Raw genomic sequence first — 18,799 nt, 5'->3', positions numbered from 1 at the left:
ACACAATCCGAGATGACCCGGAAGGAGAGGGTTCCTTGAAGTTCTTGCTGGCGGTCTCGCGGGGGATCGACGCAGTCACCACCACGATAGGCCGGGTCGCATGGTGGATGACCCTGTTGATGATCCTCATCGGCCTGCTCAATGTCGTGACCCGCTACGTAGGTCGCAGCCTGGGAATCTCGCTGGGCGGCACTCAGTACATCGTGTGGCAGGTCTACGCCTACGACTTCGTTTTCCTGATGGCGGCCGCCTACGTGCTGCGCCTCGATGCCCACGTCCGCGTCGACATCGTCTTCGCCTCCCTCTCCGCACGCGCCAAGGCGATAGTCGACGTCATCGGGCTGCTGCTCTTCCTCTTCCCCTTCTGCTATCTGGGGCTCTACTTCTCGCAACGCTACGTCTCCACCGCCTGGCGTCAGATGGAGGTCAACCTGAGCGCCGGAGGGGTCCCCGTCTACCCGGCGAAGACTCTGATAATCGTCGCCTTCGGCCTGCTCATCGTCCAGGGGCTCAGCGAACTGATCAAGAACGTGGCGTTCCTCTCCGGCTACGCCGGCACGGGCAGCATCCACGAGCGCGTCACCACGCAGACGGAAGCGATCTGAGTGGAGTTCCTCGCCCTCTGGATGTTCCTGGCAGCCGTCGCGCTGCTGCTCCTCGGCTACCCGGTTGCCTTCACCCTCGGCGGCACCGCCGTCCTCTTCTCCCTCATCGGCAGCGACATACTCCCGTTCCTGCCCTGGGACCCGCTATTCCGGGCCGCCCGCCTCAACATCCTGCCGCAACGGATCTACGGCACGATCATGGACAACTACACCCTGGTGGCGGTGCCGTTCTTCGTGTTCATGGGGGTGATGCTCGAGAAGTCGGGCCTGGCGGAGGGGTTGCTCGAAACGATGGGCATCCTCTTCGGCCGGCTACGTGGCGGCCTGGCGATCTCGGTGGTGGTGGTGGGGGCCCTGCTGGCGGCGTCAACCGGTGTCGTGGGGGCCTCGGTAGTCACCATGGGCGTGCTCGCCCTGCCGATAATGCTCAAGTACGACTACGACAAAGGGCTCGCCTCGGGCGTGGTCGCTTCATCGGGGACTCTCGGTCAGATAATCCCGCCCAGCATCGTGCTCGTGATCCTGGGCGACCAGATCGGCGCCTCGGTGGGCGAACTCTTCCTGGGAGCGCTCATCCCCGGCTTCGTGCTCGCCGGCTCCTTCGTCGTGTTCGTCGCCATCGCCGCCTGGGCGCGGCCGAACATCGCCCCCGCACTGCCGGCCGAGGCCCGCAACCTGAGCGGCCGGGCGCTGACCGTCCGGGTGCTCGTAAGCCTCATCCCGCCGCTCTTCCTGATACTCGTGGTCCTTGGGACCATCTTCACCGGCATCGCCACCCCAACCGAAGCGGGAGCGATGGGCGCGGTGGGCGCCATGCTGCTCGCCATCATCAATCGGCGGCTCACCCTCTCGAACCTCACCGACACCATGGATCAGACGGTCAAGCTCACCTCGATGGTCTTCATCATCCTGGTCGGCGCCACCGCCTTCTCGATGGTCTTCACCGCCCTCCACGGCGACCGACTGGTAGAGGAGTTCCTCGTCAACCTCCCGGGCGGGCAGTGGGGCTTCATGTTCTTCACCATGCTGGTGATCTTCATCCTCGGCTTCTTCATCGACTTCATCGAGATCACCTTCATCGTGGTGCCGCTCATCGCCCCCATCGCCGAGCATTTCTTCGGCCCCGGGATGATGGTCTGGTTCGGCGTGGTCATCGCCATGAACCTGCAGTCGTCGTTCCTCACTCCGCCGTTCGGCTTCGCGCTGTTCTACCTCAAGGGTGTGGCGCCGCCGCAGGTTAGGACGCTCGACATCTACCGCGGGATAATCCCGTTCATCGCCATGCAGTTGCTCATCCTGGTGGTGATCATCCTGTTCCCTGCGCTGGTCAACTGGCTACCCTCCATCTCCTTCGCCGATTAGGCGCTGGTCGCGCCGCCGAGCCGCCACGGCGCGCCCGGTCCCGCTCTGACGGTCGCCGTCCGACACCATCAGCCGCACCGTCCAGCAGGCCGAGAACGAAGAAGTGGAGCCGCCTTCGGGCGGCTCCACTCCAGTCGCTTCGCGCCCTCAGCGGGCCGGACGACTACTCGTTCCGGAAGACGTACTGGTTGTAAGCGTGGGTGCTGACCCGATCCCAGCCCCGCAAGGTCTCGAGGAAGGCGTTGTAGTTGTCGAGCGTCCGCTGGTAGAGATCGTTGCCGCTCGCGTTCTGCTCGTGGATCTGGTTGGTGGCCTGCTCGAGCGTCTGGAGGATCGACTCGGAGAGGAACTTGATCTCGGTTCCTCCTTCGATGAGACGATCGAGGGCAGCACCGTTGCGGGCTGCGTACTTGGCGAGCATCCGCTCGTTCGCGACGTGCCCGGCAGCCTGGATCGCATTCTGGATGTCCTCGGGCAGGCTCTCGAAGAGGTCGAGGTTGGTGTAGACGGCCAGAGCGGCGCCCGGTTCCGCCCAGCTGGGGAAGTAGTAGTAGCGCGCCACCTGGTTGAGTTGCAGGATCTCGTCGTCGTATGGACCCACCCAGTCGGCGGCATCCACCACGCCGGTTTCGAGCGCCAGGAAGATCTCCCCGCCGGGCAGGTTCTGGACGTTCGCCCCTACCGCGCTCAGCACCTGACCGCCGAAGCCGGGGAAGCGGATGGTGAGGCCCTGCAGGTCCTCAGGGCTGTTGATCTCGCGGTTGAACCAGCCGCTCGTTTGCGGGCCGGTGTTGCCGGCGACGAAGGCGGCGACACCATCGGGACGGGTGAGTTCGTCGAGGAGCGACTGGCCCTCCCCTTCGAACATCCAGGAGTCGTACTGTTCGGCCGTCATGCCGAACGGCACGGCGGTGAAGAAACCGTGGGTGGGGTTCTTGCCGATGAAGTAGTAGGGAGCCGAGTGAGCCATCTCGAATGCGCCGCTGGCGGCGGCGTCGTAGACCTCGAAGGCGCCCACCTGGGCGCCCGCCGGGTGGACCTCGACCTGCACGTCCCCGTCGGTGAGCTCGCTGAGGACGGTGGCGGTGTCCTGCGCGGCGCCGAAGAGGGCGTCGAGACCTGTGGGCCAGGAGGTGACCATGCCCCATCGGAAGGTGCTCCTCTGCGCGTTGGCGAACATCAGCGGGGAGAGCGTGGCGCTGGCGCCAATAACGCCCGCCTTCTTGAGAAAATCACGGCGCTTCATTCAGAACCTCCTATGGCTACGTGTCGCGGCCACCCGGCGGGACGCCGGCACGATTTTGGTCGAAACCGCCCCGATTATATACAGCGGCCTGCATTCCTATCGACCGGAGCGGCTCTCAGCTCCTCGGCAGCCTCGATAGGAACTCCCGGCCTGTAGGGGCGGTGTTGATCACCTCGGCTCCGGTAAGCCCCGCCTTGCGCGCCACGGTCACCCCGTAACGGATGTCGTCGTAGCCGTCGGCGCTATGGGCGTCGGGATCGATGGAGAATTTGCAGCCCAGCTCCCGCGCCCGGCTCACCCAGCGCCAATCGAGGTCGAGCCGGCGGGGGTTGGCGTTGATCTCGATCACCGTGCCGCTCGCGGCGCAAGCCTCGATCACGGCCTCGAGGTCGATCTCGTATCCCGGCCGGCGCAGTAGCAGCCTGCCGGTGGGGTGAGCGAGTATGTGCACGTACGGATTGCGAACCGCCCGCACCACCCGCGCTGTCTGCTCCGCTTCGGAGAGCCCGAAGTTCTGATGAACGCTGGCCACCGTGTAGTCGAGCCGGGCCAGGAGCTCATCCGGCAGGTCGAGAGTGCCGTCGGGAAGTATGTCGACTTCGATGCCGTGAAGGAGCTCGAAAGCGTCGCCCTCTGACTCGAGTTCCCGGCGGATCTCCTCGACCTCTCGCGCCTGGGCGAGCACGCGTTCGGGGCTGAGGCCGTTGGCTACAGTCGAGCTGCGGGAGTGATCGGCCATCGCCAGGTAGGAGAAGCCCAGACCCCTCGCCGTCTTCACCATCTCCCTCAGCGACAGGGCGCCATCGGACCAGGTCGAGTGGTTGTGGATCGCACCGCGGATACCGCTGAGCTCGACGAGGTCTGCCACCGGCGTGGGGGAGACGCTCTCGCGCAGCTCCGGGGCGATGCCTCCCAATCCCAACGACTCGAGGAACGCCTCCTCGTCCGGCGCTTCGATCGTCTCGAGGTCGCTCGCCGAGAATCCCTTCTGCTCCGCCCTGACCAGCAGCGTCTCCACGAACTCGCTGCTGCCGGTCCGCAGGGCCAGCATCGCGCCGAACGACTCGGTTGCGGCTGGAGTGAAGCTGATGCGCCTGCCCATCAGTCGGCCCGAGTAGGGTGAGGCTTCGTCGACCTCGTCGAGCAACCGGCCGCAGATCCGGGCCAGCTCGGCTGGCTCGGGACCGGCGATCACGAGTTCCAGTTCGCCGACGGTCTCGAGACCGCGGCGGAACTCGCCCGCTACCTCGATCCGTTCCAGGGAGTCGAGCTCCGCCTGCAGAGCGGACACGATCGCCTCCGCGAGGCGGTGCGCCTCGTCCAGCCGCATGCGTTCCCGTGCACGCAGAGCGAAGCGAGCGCTGTCGGCGATCTTGGCGGCGCTCTTGGCGCCCAGTCCGGGCAGTGCCGCGAGACGGCCATCTTCGGCCGCCCTCAGCAGCTCTTCCAACCCGGTGATCCGACTGCGCCAGAGGAGGCCGATCCGCTTCGCCCCCAAACCGGAAACCGCGAACAACTCCCTTACCTCTTCGGGTACCTGTTCACGCAGCCGGGCCAGGCTCGGCATGATCCCCTGTTCGAACAGAGCGTTGAGTTCCGCCTCGGTGCTGGCGCCCACCCCGCGCAGCGAGGTGAACTTCCCCTCGCGGTAGAGCTCCCCCACGTCGCCCTGGTACGCCTCGAACGCCCTGGCCATCACGTAGAGGGAACGGGCGCGCCGGTCGTCTTCCCCTACCACTTCGAGCAGTTTGGCGGTCTCGTTGAGCTGAGCGGCTATGTCTTTGCGTGTGACCACCGCTACGAGTGTACGAAATGTTCGGACCGCGCCACCTCCGAAGGTCCCGTTGCCGAGGCGCGCGCTTCTCACCAGGCCCATTAGCCGACGGTTAAGGCCGGGGGCCCGGTACCAGCCCCCTTAGCATGTTAGATTCGCCACAGGGTAAAAATTCGCACCCGCAGACATAAGGAGGAAAGCGTGAAGTTGAAACTGCTGTTGTCGGCGATCCTGGCGGCCCTGCTGATGGTACCCGCCGTAGCTTCGGCCCAGAACGAAGAGTTCCCCGACGAACTGGTGCTTGGGATGGTCCCCAGTCGCGAGGCCGGCGTCATCGTCGACTCGCTCGAGCCTCTCGCCCAGATGCTCGAAGAACGCCTCCTCATCCCCGTCGACACCTTCATCTCCACCAACTACGTAGGTCTGGTCGAGGCGATGGGCAGCGGACGGGTGGACATCGGCCTGTTCGGCCCGGCCGCGCTCGTGCAGGCGATGGACCGCCACGGCGCCGAGGTGATCCTCGCCTCAGTCCGCTTCGGTTCCACCACCTACAAGTCGCAGTTCAACATCCAGTGCGACAGCGGCATCGACTCGTTCGAGGATCTCGAGGGCAAGACGATCGCCTTCGTCGACCCCGGTTCCGCCTCGGGCTATCAGTTCCCCTACGTCTTCCTGAAGAACCGGTACGGCATCGATCCGAACACCGACATGGAGTCGATCTTCGCGGGCAGTCACGATGCCGCTGTGCTTGCCGTCTACCTCGGTGACGTCGACGTAGCCGTGAGCTTCAACGACGCGCGCGAGGAGCTCGTCGACGACTACCCTGACGTGATGGAGAAGGTCTGCGTCCTCGGGTACACGCAGGACATCCCCAACGACGGGGTGGTCGTTCGCAACGAACTGCCCGACGAACTCAAGGAGCAGATCCAGCAGGCTCTCATCGACATCGCCGAAACCGAAGAGGGCAAGGCGCTGACCCAGGCGCTGTTCAACGTCACCGCCTTCGCACCCATCGAGCCCGAGGTCTACGACGTAGTCCGTGAGGTCTCATCCGAGTTCGAACGCGACTGAGCATTTCCATCCTCGAGCCGTCCCCAGGACGGTAGCGGCGGGACCCTCACGGGTCCCGCCCTTCTTCACCGGCCGACCGCAGCCTCCACCTGGCGTTCGGTCGCTGGGTCGCGCTGCGATCGGGCAGCGGACAGTGGGGCAGGCAGCCAAAGCGCGGATTGGGCGGCTACTTGGGTGATGGGCTAGACTCGGTAACGCGATGATCGAATTCCACGACGTAGAAGTCGTTTACCCCAACGGGCTCAGGGCGCTCAAAGGGGTCAACCTGCAGATCCCCAACGGACAGTTCGTCGTAATCGTCGGCCTCTCCGGGGCCGGCAAGTCGACCCTGATCCGCACCGTCAACAACCTGGTGGTGCCGGTATCCGGCGAGGTACGGATCGACGGTCGCTCGGTGACCCAGGCGAAAGGTGCCGAACTGCGGCGGCTTCGCTCGCAGATAGGCATGATCTTCCAGACCTTCAACCTGGTCAAGCGAAGCACGGTGATCCGCAACGTCCTCGCCGGCCGGTTGGGCGACAACAACGCGCTCCTCAGCCTCCTAGGCATCTTCTCGAAGGAGGACGTCGCCCTGGCGCACGAGTCGTTGCGTAGGGTGGGGATCCCCGAGAAGGCGTTCGTGCGCGCGGACGCTCTCTCGGGTGGCCAGCAGCAGCGGGTCGGCATCGCGCGCGCCCTCTCCCAGGAACCGTCGATCATGCTCGCCGACGAGCCAGTCGCGTCGCTCGACCCGCCCACCTCGCACGCCGTCATGCAGGACCTCAGGCGGATCTCGCGCGAGGATGGGATCACCACCCTCGTCAACCTCCACTTCATCGACATGGCTCGCGAATACGCCGACAGGATCGTGGGCATGAACGCCGGCGAGGTGGTCTTCGACGGCACTCCCGAAGAGGCGACCGACGAAGTGTTCGAACGGATCTACGGACGCGCCATCGACGCCGAGAAGGACCTACGTGGCGCTGCCTGAGGCGAACAGGACCGCTCAGCGCTTCCGGATGCTGGCGACCGTTGCGATCTTCGTCGCTCTGCTATGGGTTTCGGCCTGGCAGACGGAGTTCGCGTTCGAGGACCTGTGGACGGGGGCGAACGACTTCTTCGCCTTCTTCCTCAACCTGGCGCCCGACTGGCGAGCCCTCGACGAGATCTGGGCTCCGCTCGTAGAGACGCTGCAGATCGCCTACCTGGGGACCGTCTTCGGCACCCTCCTGGCTGCCCCGCTGATATTCCTCGCCTCGTTCAACACCGCTCCGAACGCCCCGGTTATGTGGACCGCCCGCGGCATCCTCACGCTCATCCGCAGCATCCCCGACCTCCTCTACGCGGCCATCCTGGCGCCGATCCTGGCGATAGGGCCGCTGCCCGGAGTCGTGGCCCTGACGATCTTCACTATGGCGGTCCTCGCCAAGCTGGCCTCGGAGACGGTGGAGGCGGTCGACCCGGGCCCGTTGGAGGCGCTGCGGGCCACGGGAGCGGGTCGCAATCGCGTGATCGTCTACGCCGTGCTACCCCAGATCGGCGCGACCATGACCTCCTACGTCCTCTACGTCTTCGAGATCAACGTGCGCGCCTCGACGGTGCTCGGTTTCGTGGGCGCAGGCGGGGTTGGGCAGTTGCTCAACGTGTACATGAGCCGCTTCGACTACGGTGGCCTGGCGGTCCTGATCATCGTCATCTTCGCCGTAGTGCTCCTCATCGACGCTGCTTCGGTCTACCTCCGCTCGAGGCTCCTCTGATGGCCACCCGGGAACGTCTCGCAGCTGTTCCGCCACTTCCCCCGCACGCCCGTCGCAGCCTCGTGACGCAGTACCTGATCGTGGCAGGGATACTTGGCCTCACCATCCTCTGCCTGCTTACCCTCAACCTGCCCAGCTGGGAACGGGTATCGCGCGGCCTGGCCAACAACGTAGTTCGCGTGCTCCAGAGCTTCGTCAACCCCCACCTCGAGACCGCTCCGCTGGCGATGAGCGCCATGGCAGAGACCTTCTTCATGGCCGTCATCGGCACTACCATCGGCGCGATCCTGGCCTTCCCGGTCTCCTTCCTGGCGGCCGCCAACCTCATGGGCGGCACCCTCCCCTCGGCGCCCGGCAAGACGCTGCTGGTGGCCATCCGCACCTTCCCCGAGATCGTCCTGGCCGTCATCTTCGTCGTAGCGGCCGGTCCCGGTCCCACCGCCGGGATCATGGCCATGGGGATCCATTCGATCGGCTTCCTGGGCAAGATCTTCGCCGACGTCATCGAGTCGATAGACCCGGGGCCCAGTGAAGCGATCAGGGCTACGGGCGGCACCCCGCTACACGTCTTCTTCTACTCGGTGGTGCCGCAGGTGCTGCCCGAGTTCGCCTCGACCGCGCTCTACCGCTTCGAGATCAATCTGCGCGCGGCTACCGTCCTCGGCCTGGTCGGGGCCGGCGGCATAGGATTGCCGCTCATCCAACGGATCCAGTTCCGTCGTTGGGAGCAGGTCTCGATGATACTGATCGTCATCGTCGTGGTGATCATAGTGGTCGACGCGGTGAGCGCCCGGATCCGCAGACGGCTCGTCTGACCGGCGGCCGTGGGCGCCCGACCTATTCGGGGTGAATCTCACGTTTGCCACATATTGCGTCTGGCTAGACTGCCGGAGGTACGTTCATCTAAGGAGGACGAAAATGTTGTTGCGACGCGTCATTCCTCTCGCCCTGCTGGTGCTCGTTCTCGGCTCGGCACAAGCCCAGAACTGGGTCGGCCTCAGGACCGGCTACCCGCTGGGCGTGACCGTTCACTACGGTATCTCGGACATGTTCTCTGACAGCACCGATGGCCGCGTCAGCGCCAACCTTCGGGTGCGTGGCGGGGACGTTGACTTCGGCGTGGGCTTCGATGTGCTCGAGACCGTTCACGTCGAACCCCCCTTCCGCGTCTACCTGGGCGGCGGCCCGGCCATCGAGTTCGGCGGCGCCGGTGCCCTCTTCGAGGTCCACGGCCTCGCGGGCGGCGAGTTCTTCCTCTCCGACCTCGACCTCGAAGAGCTCAGCGTCTTCGCCGAGTTCTCGTTGGGCGGCGCCATCGGCATCGGTCGCGCGAGCCAGATACCCACCTTCGGTGGAGCGGTAGGTTTCAACTACTACTTCTGACCCGATCGGATATCGAAGTCGGGCGGTCCGCTGGTCGGGCCGCCCTTCTCTTCGCCTCGGCGCGACTCGCGAACGGCCCGGCGCGCCTGTGCGCTCACCGAGCTGGTCGCAACTGCTACAACCCCAGCTGATCCGCTATCTTGCGTAAGCCCTGCAAGGTGAGCATCGGTTCGAACAGGTCGACCTCGCGGCAGTGGCCCTCGACGACGTCGGCGAAGCCACCGGTCGCGATCACGAGGATCTCTTCGAACTCCGGTTCGATCTCCAGCTTGATCCTCTCGACCATGCCGTCGACCATCTCGGCGTAGCCGAAGACCAGGCCGGACTGCAGCGCGGTCACCGTGTTCTTGCCCACCGCCGCCGGCGGAGCCACCAGCTCCACCCGCGGCAGTTTGGCGGCCCGCGAGAAGAGTGCCTCTGCCGCCACCAGCGGGCCGGGTGCGAGCGCTACGCCGAGGAGCCTGTTCGGCCTGACCACCAGATCGAAGTTCGTGGCGGTGCCGAAGTCGACGATGATATAGGCGTCGGCGCCGTGCCCGAGAGCAGCGACGGCGTTCACCAACCGGTCGGCCCCGACCTCCCTGGGGTTGTCGGTCTCTACGCTGAGCAGGCCTTCCAGGCTGCTGCTCGTCACGAGAGCGCTCTCCACACGCCAGTAGCGCCTCAGCGCCGCACTCAGTTCCCGTTCCACCGGCGGCGCCACCGAGGAGATGACGGCCCGCGCGGGAGGCGGCAGATCCTCCAACTCCAGCAGGCTCTTGAGGAAGACCGCGTACTGGTCGGCCATCCGCGCGCGATTGGTGGCCACCCGCCAGTGAGCAACCAGCCTCTGACCGTCGTACAGGCCCATCACGGTAGAGGTGTTGCCGACGTCGACGGCGAGCAGCATGAGGCAACTATACCGGGGCTTCGCCGACCCCCCGCCAGCCCGTTGCGACCGGTTGGTAGACTTGCGCACATGACCATCCAGTCCGACCGGTGGATCCGCGAGCAGGCCAGGAAAGGCATGATCGAGCCGTTCAGCGATGGCCTGATGCGCGAGGGCGTCATCTCCTACGGCGTGTCGAGCTTCGGTTACGACCTGCGCGCCGCCGCCGATTGGCGCATCTTCGTGAACGCCTTCAATACCGTCGTCGACCCTAAGAACTTCAACACCGACTCGTTGGTCGAGGCCCACGGGGAGACGTGCATCATCCCGCCCAACTCGTTCGTCCTCACGCGATCTATCGAGTATCTGAGGATCCCCGAGGACGTAATGGTCGTCGCCCTCGGCAAGAGCTCGTATGCGCGATGCGGCATCGTAGCGAACGTGACTCCGCTGGAACCGGGCTGGGAGGGCCATGTGACGCTGGAACTGTCCAATACGACTCCGCTGCCGGCGAAAGTGTACGCCAACGAGGGCATCGTCCAGCTCCTCTTCTTCAAGGGTGAGCGGCCCGAGACGACCTACGCCGACCGGAAGGGCAAGTATCAGGGGCAGAGGGGCGTGACGCTGCCCAGGCTCTAGGCGGGGGCTGCTACCCGGGTTCCGGTCGGGGCTCCTGCTGGGCCCACGCTGGGGCTCCTGCCGCGGCCTCGCTGGACCTCTGCTGGGAGTTCTGCTGGGAATTCTGCTGAGACTCCTGCTGGAACTTCTGCTGGACGGCTGCTGGGACGCCTGCTGGGACTGCTGGCGTTCAGTCGGGAACGTCCGCGGTGGGCAGCCGGACCCGGAACTCGGTCCTGCCGGGAGCGCCTTCCACCCGGATCGAGCCGGTATGGAGTTCAGCGATCTGCCGCGCGATGGCCAGGCCCAGGCCGGTGCCGCCCCCCTGGCCCTTGTAGAACTTCTCGAAGATCCTCTCCCGCACTTCTTCCGGCACTCCCGGACCGGTGTCTCTGACCACCAGTTCCACTACACCGGCGCCCGGCTCGAGCAGGAGCGTGACTCCTGCGGTCGAACCCGCTGCTCGCACTGCGTTGGCCGTGAGGTTGCGGATCAACTGTCGCAACCTCTCGGGGTCGCCCAGCAGCATCGCCTCTCCCTCCCGCCCCTCCACCCGCACGCCCGGGAACTCCTCCGCGATGGGGCTCAGCACATCGCTGTAGGCGTCGACCAGGTGAGGCACGAGATCTTGCACCAGTTCGCCGCGTGACAGCTGGAGGAGATCGCGGATGAGGCGCGACATGGCGTAGGAGATGCGGCGTGCGTCGGCCAGTTCCCGGGCGACTTCCGGAGAGGCCCTCCTGGAGGCTCGATCCAGGTACCCCTGGAGGCTGGTGAGTGGAGTACGGAGTTCGTGGCTCGTTTCGGCCAGGAACTGCCGCTGGGCATCTAGCGACTCCTTGAGCCGACCGATGAGCCCGTTCAACGCTCCGGCGAGGAGGCCGAGTTCATCGGCCGGCCCCGAGTACCGGATGGGCTCGAGCCGCTCAGGACCCAACCTGGCCGCCTGCCGGGCCAGATGGCGGATCGGCCGTATGGCAGCTGCGGCCAGGAGGTAGGCGGCCAGAGCGCTGATCAGCACCAGAGCCAGCGCGGTGACGAAGAGCGCGCGACCCAGTTGGCCCAGCGCTCGGGCGATGAACGAGGTCTCGGCGATGACGACGGCGCTGCCGAACTCGAACGGAGCTATCGCGGCTCGCACCTGCCGGCCCGCCAGGTCTCCGGCCCAGTCGCGAACCCCCGACTCGATGAGTACCGCCGGCTGGGGCAGAATGGCATCGGCGCTCTCGAACTCCGAGGTCGACGCAGCGAGAAGAGCGCCCTGCCGGTCGTAGAGCTGGACGATGACTCCGCCGGTCGGTCCGGCCAGCGAGGCGCCCGCTGCGCCCGGTCCACCCTGCGCGTAGAGGGCGGCAACGTTCTGGACGTCCTCCCGCAGCGACTCCTGGAGATCGCCGATGAGACTGCGTCGCACGACCCAGAACGCCGTCAGGGAGGCCAGGACGGCCAGGAGCGCGATAGTGATCCCCGCGAGCGCGGCGACACGCCAACGCAGGGGCAGTCTCGTGAGGCCGCCACGCGAGCCTCCTCTAGGCGATGACCGCTTCATCCTGGTCTCCTGCGCGACTGCCCTCGATGGGGATCACCGCCCCAAACTAGCAGGCTAGCCCTTTATCGCGTAGCCCACTCCACGTACCGTCCGTATGACACCGTAACCTCCCGCCTCCCGGAGTTTGCTTCGGATGTTTGCGATATGCACGTCGACGACGTTGGAAGAGGGAGGGAGCTCCTCGCCCCATACGTTCGCTTCGATCTCCTGACGACTGTAGACGCGGCCGGGCTGGGAGCAGAGGTAGAGCAGCAGGTCGAACTCCCGCGGGGAGAGGCGGATCTCCTCCTCGCCCCAGAACGCCTGCCGACGGGTGGCATCGAGCGTCATCTCGCCCACCTTGCGGGCCATCGCACCGTTGCGCTTGCGCAGCTGGACGTTGATGCGGGCGATCAGCTCGTCGCTGTGGAACGGTTTGGCCAGGTAGTCGTCGGCGCCGGCGTTGAGCATCTCCACTTTGGTGCCCACGTCGTCGGCAGCGGTGAGGATGATTATCGGAGTGTCGTCGGTGTGCCTGATGCGCCTGGCTATCTCTGCCCCGTTCAGGTCGGGCAGGCCGAGGTCGAGTACCACCAGGTCGGGCGAGTCTTCCCGAACGGCCGAGAGACCCCGGATGCCGCTCTCGTAACTGCTCACCTGGAAACCTGCGTCTTCAAGCTCGAGCGTGAGGAACCTGTTTATATCGTGATCGTCTTCAACGATCAGGATGTGCTTCTTGTTCATGGAGCCCTCCTGTCCCCGCTGGGGACGGGCATGATCAGCAGGATGTCGCGTTCTTGCGCCAACCACTTCCGCAACGAAAGGGGACCTTCGAGCTGGGGGAACTCCACCAGGATGTCGTGGCCGTCATCGCTCACGCGACCCGGGATCGCCTGGGCGCCGGAGAGCGCTTGCGCGCGCTCCTGGTCGCTGACGTCGGGAGGGAAGACCAGTAGCCGCAACTCCTGGCCCGCTCGCATCGCGCTGGTGAACTGGAGGCGACCATCCTCTACCCGGGCGCTGCCGTATACGGTCAGAAGATCACGGGACACGAGACGGACCTCCGTTCCGGGCGGCATCTGAGGGAGCCCGGGGATCGTCTGACTGACGAGGAACCAGAAGAGCAGGTCGCTCACCGAGCCACCCTCGGCGGACATGTGACGACGTTCATGAACCGATGGTAGCAGCGGCACCATTAGCCCGAAGACCGTTTGTCTTAAGGAATCTTCATGGAGCCGAAGCCCCTCCCGCTGGCGCGCACAGCACCTCCAGCCACGCGCAGCCACGCAAGTGAACGACCTAACCACTGTCGGGAGCGGCTTCTCTAAATAATGTGAGGACTACTCGGCACGCGACAGGAACAGCGCCTGACCTCCGGAACCGGAGCGACGAGCCGACACCCCGAGGACGATATGCTCCTACTGCCCCCCTGCCTCACACGCCCCCACTTTCGATACTGGCTGCTTCCACTGCTGGTCCTGCTCTTCTTGCTGCCCAACAGCGCGGATGCCCAGCTGTTCGACGCCAACCGTTACCTGCAGAACTGCCTCGAGTTCGAAAGGGGCGGTGATTTCGAGACCGCCAGGCAGAGCTGCCTTAACGCCCTTGCCAGCGATCCCGACCTGGCACAGGCGCGCCTCGCCCTCGGTCGGATCGAACTCGCGCTCGGTAACCTCGCGGCCGCCGAATCGAACCTTCAGCAGGCACGGCGCCAGACGGATAGCCCTGAACCGCTCCTCCTCCTCGCCGACCTGATGATCCGCAGCAAGCGCTTCGACGAGGCGGAGAGCGTGCTTCGGGAGGCGGCTGGCAAGGTCCAGGGTTCGGGGAGCTCGTGGGCCGCGCGTCACGCCTACCTCGAAGGGGTGCTGGAGGAGAGCCGGGGCAACTTCACTGAGGCTCTCGACCACTTCCGGGAGGCGGTCAGGCTGGAGCCGGGCAACCGCGACTACCTGCTTCGGCTCGCCTCGCTCTATTTCGAGATGGGCGAGGCCGACGAAGCCCAGGCGGCGCTCCAGTCGTACATCGGCCGCTCCGCCGGCGCCGACCCCGAGGTGACTAGCCTGCTGGGCCGGACCTACTGGGCTGGAGGCGACCTGGAGGCCGCGGCCACCGAACTGGAGCGCGCTCTGGCGCTGCGCACGGCCCGAGGCGGAGGTGGGCAGGCTCGCGACCTGCGGGCGCTGGCGCTCGTCTACTACGGTTTGGGCGACTACGAGGCCGGGGGCCTGGCTTTGCGCGAAGCGATGCTGCGCGGCAACCCACTGGAGACTTTCTTCTCGGGCAACCTGCCGTGGCTCCTGCTGCTGCTGTTCCTGCTGGCGGTTCACCTGGTGGGCGAGAGCCGCATCGGCGCGACCAGCAGCGCGGACACCGGCGAAGGACCGCGGATCTGGAGCGTCGGCCAGGTCTACGGAATCGGCTGGGCCGGCCTGCTTTGCGCCCTTCCCGTAGCCGTCGCCTACGGCTATTTCCGCTACGAGAACCTGTTGTCCCTCGTCACCCCGGTGCAGAACAGCGACACCCTGGCGATCTTCTTCGTCGTCTTCTCACTGGTGGTCGCGGTGGGCGCCTGGCGTCGCACCGCGCTCAACGGCTGGTCACCCGGCCCGGCGCTGCTGGGTGGCAGCGAACGCGTACCGGCCGGGATACTACTGGGTCTGGCGTTGCTGGCTGCCACCATCGCCTACCGGCTCTACGTGCCGGAAGGCCCGTTCCGGGACGACTACTTCCTCGACCTCGCCCACCTGACCCCGGCGGTAGCCGCTGCTATGCTGCTGCTCCCGCTAAGCGAGATCTTCTTCCGTCCCTTCGCCTTCACTGCGTTCGAGAACCGTTACGGGAGCGCCTTCGCTGTGCTCATCTCTGGTGGCCTCTCTGCCCTTCTCTTCGCTACCCCGCTCCTGCTGCTCCTCGCGATTGGTCTGGTCCTCGCGGCGGTATACCGCTCGACGAGGAGCGGCGCACTTACTCTCGCTGCCCAATTCACCCTCCACGTCGGCCTCCTGGCCGGGATACTCCTGTTCCCGCTGCTGCGAAGCCTGTTCGTCTGAGACCGGCTCCCGCCGCGGCGTCGAGCATCGGGCGGAACGGCCGAGCTTGGCGCATAGCGCTATCCTGACGGCATGAGTACGCCGACCGATCCGTGGGACGCCCTCGACGGAGGCTGGTTCTACCTGGGCCGCGAGGTGGGCGACGGCTTCGACGTAGCCACGCTCGTGCCCGGGCCTCCTCCCGAGGGACCCGGGCGACCGGCGGTCGGTGCGAAGGAATCCACGCGACCCGCGGACCGTGACGAGGGATCCGGGCGACACGACCGTGCCGAGGGCTCCAGTCGACCGGCGGCCAGCGCGAAGAACTCCGGGCAAGCGCTCGCCCTCGCCTTCACGAGCGAGGAGGCAGCGGCACCGTTCATCGCCGCGGCACCTCCGGGAATCGAGCTCCTCACCGTGGCGGCAGAGGATCATCGCGCCAAGGAGGAGTGGCTGCGTGCACTCATCGAGCAGGGCGTTTCGACCCTCGTGTTCGACCCGCCGCTGGGTGCGTTCGCCGACGCCACCAGGTCGACCCCGTCCATCGGCGTACAGACGGCGCTCGGTTACATCCTCTCGCACCGGCGGGCGACCGCCTGTCTCTGACCCTCCCCTCACGAACCAACTACCAACTGTCACCTCCCGGCGCCAACCGATGGATGTAGCGACAGCCGAGCGCACCCGGTATCGTTACTGCATCGGGGGCAGCGGAACCACCGAAAGAGCGAGGGCCGGCACGGGGGCGCCGGCCTTCCTCGTTTGGTACCACACCCTCAGAGGCACATCCGCCCCCACTACCTAGATAGAGCAGGAGTCGTAGGCAGAAGTCATAGCGGTACCCTGAGGCCGAGCCGGTACCACCACCCCTCCGCGAAGCCGAGCGTGCCGCCTACGCTGACGGGAGCGCCGTAGCGGAGCATCGTGTCGGCCCAGAGCGACAGGTCGGCTCCAGGGATTAGAGCGCCGTCGAACGCCGAATGCAGCCGCACCTCGGCAGTCAATCGCTCGAGAGCCAGCAGCCCGTCGGCATAGCGCCAACCAACGGGCAGGGAAGCGCGCGCTGCGACGGTACCGAACAGAGACCACGGCGCGACGTGAATCGGGATCGGCGGCGGCGCACGGTAGCCGCCCGACAGAACGATTGTGGTCGTGAACGGCAGAGGACCGCTTCGGGCCAGCACTTGGGACGCCTCGAGCCAGGCCGATCCTGTTCCGCCGGTCGAACCTGCACTCCACGCCAGGTGAGCCGAGGCCCGAGGACCGGAATACCCATAACCCCAGAGGTCGGAGTAGCGCCGCGTCGCGACGACGTCGAGACGGGCAGCGGGCTGGAGGCCGGCGTAGGAGGGCAGCCGCAGGAGGCTCACGTTCAGCCGCGACAGGGTCAGCCAGCTCCCCAACCACGCCCGCCGCCACAGTTCGACGCCGACCCCGGCCACCACCTCCTGCGCCTCCGCCGGGTGCTGCCGGTGGCGCCACAGGCCGAACCGCACGCCGAACCCCCAGGGATCCGGTCTCTGGAACAGGTCGAAGGCGTCGACGCGCCGGTAGTCGTAGCGAACGTGGAAAGTGGCGCCGCCGAGAGGTCCCTCGAGGCCTGGACGGTACCCGGCCGTCAGGGAGTACGAATGGTCGCCGCTGCGGTCCTCGCCCAGGAGGCTGGCCGACAACCCTATCGACAGGGGCTCCACTCCGGCCAGCTCGAGCCGCGGCAGCCAACCGAAGGGCGCCAGCGAACGCCAGGGCTCGTACGGTCGCACCGGGTAGCCGGCGTCCGGGTCGTGGGGCGAAGTGTCATCGTACGATCGCACGGCGTAGCCGTCGTCGGAGTCGTGGGGCGGCGTCGTCCGGGCGTCAGAAGGCTGCAGCCGCGTTCCCGGCACCCGTCCCGCCAGCGGTACCGTCGCCAGATCCAGACCCTCGCCGCCGACCCGCGCGAAGATCACCTCGTCGCTCAGCGGGCTGGGCGCGAATGCACCACCAACCTCGGCCGTCAGACGCCTCGCTTCGTACGGCTCCAGGCGCAGGCCGTAGATGTCGAAGACTCCGCTCGCGTCGGAGCGGAACAGCAGCTCGTCCTCGTCCACCCAGGCCGGGTCCAGGTCCAGGGTGGAGTCGCCGAATACCACCCTCAGCTCGCCCTCCTCCAGGATCGCCAGGTCCACCTGACCCTCCAGCCAGAGTGAAACCACGATCCGGCCCCCGTCGCTAACGTCGAGCCCGACGAGGTGCCTGCCGGCGGGTGCGAGGAAGAGCCGTTCGGCCGGGTCCTCCGCGCATCGCCGCATCACCGATGAACCCTCGCCGGCGACGTCGCGGACGTAGTAGACGCAACCTTCGGGACCGGCGCGAGCGAACCTGGCGCGGGCGCCATGGCTGAGGCGCCGCTCGTCGCCGGACGTCAGGTCGAGCTCGAACAGATCGGTGAAACGGGTGCCGGGGCCCGGGGCGAGCCTGGTGTAGACGAGCCGGTCGGGACCGAGCCAGTCGAGGCTGATGGGACTTCTGAAGGGCGGCAGCAGCCGCCTGGAGTTCGAGATCACGAGCCGGCCCTGGGAGTCGCTGGAGAGCTCCGATAGGACCAGTCCGCCACCGGCGGGGCGCCAGGCCAATCGATCTCCGGACGGGTCGGCCGCCAGCACGGTGGTAGCGGCACCGGCTCCCGTGAGCCCCCTGGCAAACCGCTCAGGCAGAGCGGCCGCTCGGTCCGATGCCTCTTCCTCGACCCGGTCCGTCCAGGCTTCCCAGACTTCCTCCAGCCCCTCGCCGCTGGCACGCCGCCAGGCCGCCTCGAACGGCAGCGGATACCAGCCCGCGTTCGCCTCACGGAGGCTGGCGAGCAGAGTCTCCCAGCCGTACTCCTCGATGATGTAGGCAACGAAGGCGCCGCCCAACAGGTAGCGGGCCTCCCCTCCCGGCCACTCGGAATGGCTGAGCAGCGACACGTCCTCCAGGCTCGGCCACTCCCCCTCGAGGGTGAGGGCGTGCAGGACGCCGCGCGTGCGTGCGTCGAGTACGGCTGCGCCCGGCGCGTGCTCGCCGGCTACCCAGACGGCCAGGCCTTCGAGGAGCCAGCCGGGCGGCAAGGGAGCGACGTCTTCCCCGACGAGACCCACCTGGGGCAAAGGCGGCAGTTCGGCTGGTCGCTCCAGGTACCCGAGCTGGACCACGTGGGTCAGTTCGTGGAGCAGGAGCGCGTAGAGGGGGTCGCTCGTCCCCAGATCGACCTGCGGTAGGGCCGGGAAGAGCGCTGGCATCACGACCTGAGGCCGCGGCAGGGGCGGGGCGATGGCGTTGTAGAGGTCAGTCTCGCTGTCGAGCCTGATGGTCGTCAGCCGAGGCACCGACCCGAACAGGCCCGCCAGCACATCGAGCGCCTCCTCGGCCCGGACGGCGACCAAGCCGGCGTACTCCTCCAGCGCCGGGTCGTCGAATAGCACGCGGGTGCGGGGACTCACGACCTCTCGCCACTCCTGCGCCAGGGCGCAGCCCGGAACCAGCACCAGAAGCGTGACGAGGAGAACGCGGCTGCCGCTCACCCGTAGATTCTAGCGGGCCGCAGCCGCCGCCGGTTTC

17 protein-coding genes are annotated in these 18,799 nt (G+C 66.6%); 10 read left to right on the top strand and 7 right to left on the bottom strand.

The annotated features are described in order from the left end of the window. Window positions 1-35 precede the first annotated feature (35 nt). Window positions 36-605 carry a TRAP transporter small permease subunit gene (locus VF168_07735; protein HEX7004062.1) on the top strand — a complete coding sequence of 190 codons (570 nt, stop codon included), beginning with the start codon at window positions 36-38 and terminating at the stop codon, window positions 603-605. Continuing rightward, window positions 606-1,967, top strand: coding sequence for a TRAP transporter large permease subunit (locus tag VF168_07730; GenBank protein HEX7004061.1), 1,362 nt, complete (start codon window positions 606-608; stop codon window positions 1,965-1,967). A 163-nt stretch (window positions 1,968-2,130) separates the two neighbouring features. Here the strand turns inward: VF168_07730 and dctP are convergent, their stop codons facing one another. Next, entirely contained in the window at window positions 2,131-3,213 is a 1,083-nt protein-coding gene (gene dctP, locus VF168_07725; GenBank protein ID HEX7004060.1) for a TRAP transporter substrate-binding protein DctP, read from the bottom strand. A gap of 115 nt (window positions 3,214-3,328) precedes the next feature. After that, entirely contained in the window at window positions 3,329-5,008 is a 1,680-nt protein-coding gene (locus tag VF168_07720; protein ID HEX7004059.1) for a PHP domain-containing protein, read from the bottom strand. A gap of 180 nt (window positions 5,009-5,188) precedes the next feature. Here VF168_07720 and VF168_07715 point away from each other — a divergent pair, with 180 nt between their 5' ends. The 5 genes from VF168_07715 to VF168_07695 all read left to right on the top strand — a co-directional run bounded on the left by VF168_07715 (window position 5,189) and on the right by VF168_07695 (window position 9,177). Continuing rightward, complete coding sequence (locus VF168_07715) at window positions 5,189-6,058, top strand: phosphate/phosphite/phosphonate ABC transporter substrate-binding protein (protein HEX7004058.1); 870 nt, start codon at window positions 5,189-5,191, stop codon at window positions 6,056-6,058. 199 nt (window positions 6,059-6,257) lie between these two features. Beyond that, window positions 6,258-7,028: a phosphonate ABC transporter ATP-binding protein gene (gene phnC / locus VF168_07710; GenBank protein ID HEX7004057.1), complete on the top strand. Its 771-nt coding sequence runs from the start codon at window positions 6,258-6,260 to the stop codon at window positions 7,026-7,028. Continuing rightward, window positions 7,015-7,794 carry a phosphonate ABC transporter, permease protein PhnE gene (gene phnE, locus VF168_07705; protein ID HEX7004056.1) on the top strand — a complete coding sequence of 260 codons (780 nt, stop codon included), beginning with the start codon at window positions 7,015-7,017 and terminating at the stop codon, window positions 7,792-7,794. Before phnC ends, phnE (VF168_07705) begins: the two co-directional genes overlap by 14 nt. Next, window positions 7,794-8,609 (top strand): phosphonate ABC transporter, permease protein PhnE, encoded by an 816-nt coding sequence (gene phnE, locus VF168_07700; protein ID HEX7004055.1) that lies wholly within the window; start codon window positions 7,794-7,796, stop codon window positions 8,607-8,609. Before phnE (VF168_07705) ends, phnE (VF168_07700) begins: the two co-directional genes overlap by 1 nt. 103 nt (window positions 8,610-8,712) lie before the next feature. After that, on the top strand, window positions 8,713-9,177 hold the full coding sequence (locus VF168_07695) for a hypothetical protein (protein ID HEX7004054.1): 465 nt from the start codon (window positions 8,713-8,715) through the stop codon (window positions 9,175-9,177). 115 nt (window positions 9,178-9,292) lie between these two features. Here VF168_07695 and VF168_07690 read toward each other — a convergent pair whose 3' ends face one another. Beyond that, a complete protein-coding gene (locus tag VF168_07690) occupies window positions 9,293-10,066 on the bottom strand; it encodes a type III pantothenate kinase (protein HEX7004053.1) in 774 nt (257 codons plus the stop codon). A gap of 69 nt (window positions 10,067-10,135) precedes the next feature. Here VF168_07690 and dcd point away from each other — a divergent pair, with 69 nt between their 5' ends. After that, window positions 10,136-10,684, top strand: a complete 549-nt coding sequence (gene dcd / locus VF168_07685; protein HEX7004052.1) for a dCTP deaminase — start codon at window positions 10,136-10,138, stop codon at window positions 10,682-10,684. A 169-nt stretch (window positions 10,685-10,853) separates the two neighbouring features. Here the strand turns inward: dcd and VF168_07680 are convergent, their stop codons facing one another. Genes VF168_07680 through VF168_07670 form a run of 3 tightly spaced genes read right to left on the bottom strand, consistent with a single transcriptional unit; the run spans window position 10,854 to window position 13,348 of the window. Beyond that, the gene (locus VF168_07680; GenBank protein HEX7004051.1) at window positions 10,854-12,212 is read right to left on the bottom strand and encodes a HAMP domain-containing sensor histidine kinase; all 1,359 of its coding nucleotides are present in this window, start codon (window positions 12,210-12,212) and stop codon (window positions 10,854-10,856) included. 54 nt (window positions 12,213-12,266) lie between these two features. Continuing rightward, window positions 12,267-12,935 (bottom strand): response regulator transcription factor, encoded by a 669-nt coding sequence (locus tag VF168_07675; protein ID HEX7004050.1) that lies wholly within the window; start codon window positions 12,933-12,935, stop codon window positions 12,267-12,269. Further along, a complete protein-coding gene (locus tag VF168_07670) occupies window positions 12,932-13,348 on the bottom strand; it encodes a hypothetical protein (protein ID HEX7004049.1) in 417 nt (138 codons plus the stop codon). The genes VF168_07675 and VF168_07670 overlap by 4 nt, the downstream gene beginning before the upstream one ends. A gap of 255 nt (window positions 13,349-13,603) precedes the next feature. Between VF168_07670 and VF168_07665 the strand changes: the two genes are divergently transcribed. Then, on the top strand, window positions 13,604-15,244 hold the full coding sequence (locus VF168_07665) for a tetratricopeptide repeat protein (GenBank protein ID HEX7004048.1): 1,641 nt from the start codon (window positions 13,604-13,606) through the stop codon (window positions 15,242-15,244). A gap of 72 nt (window positions 15,245-15,316) precedes the next feature. After that, window positions 15,317-15,829 (top strand): hypothetical protein, encoded by a 513-nt coding sequence (locus VF168_07660; GenBank protein HEX7004047.1) that lies wholly within the window; start codon window positions 15,317-15,319, stop codon window positions 15,827-15,829. A 221-nt stretch (window positions 15,830-16,050) separates the two neighbouring features. Here VF168_07660 and VF168_07655 read toward each other — a convergent pair whose 3' ends face one another. Continuing rightward, window positions 16,051-18,762: a hypothetical protein gene (locus tag VF168_07655; GenBank protein HEX7004046.1), complete on the bottom strand. Its 2,712-nt coding sequence runs from the start codon at window positions 18,760-18,762 to the stop codon at window positions 16,051-16,053. Between the last annotated feature and the right edge of the window lie 37 nt (window positions 18,763-18,799).

The sequence above is a fragment of the Trueperaceae bacterium genome (assembly GCA_036381595.1).
Lineage (GTDB): Bacteria > Deinococcota > Deinococci > Deinococcales > Trueperaceae > DASVCN01.
The sequence above is the reverse complement of the archived record's forward strand: the minus strand, read 5'-3'. Positions and strand labels throughout refer to the sequence as shown.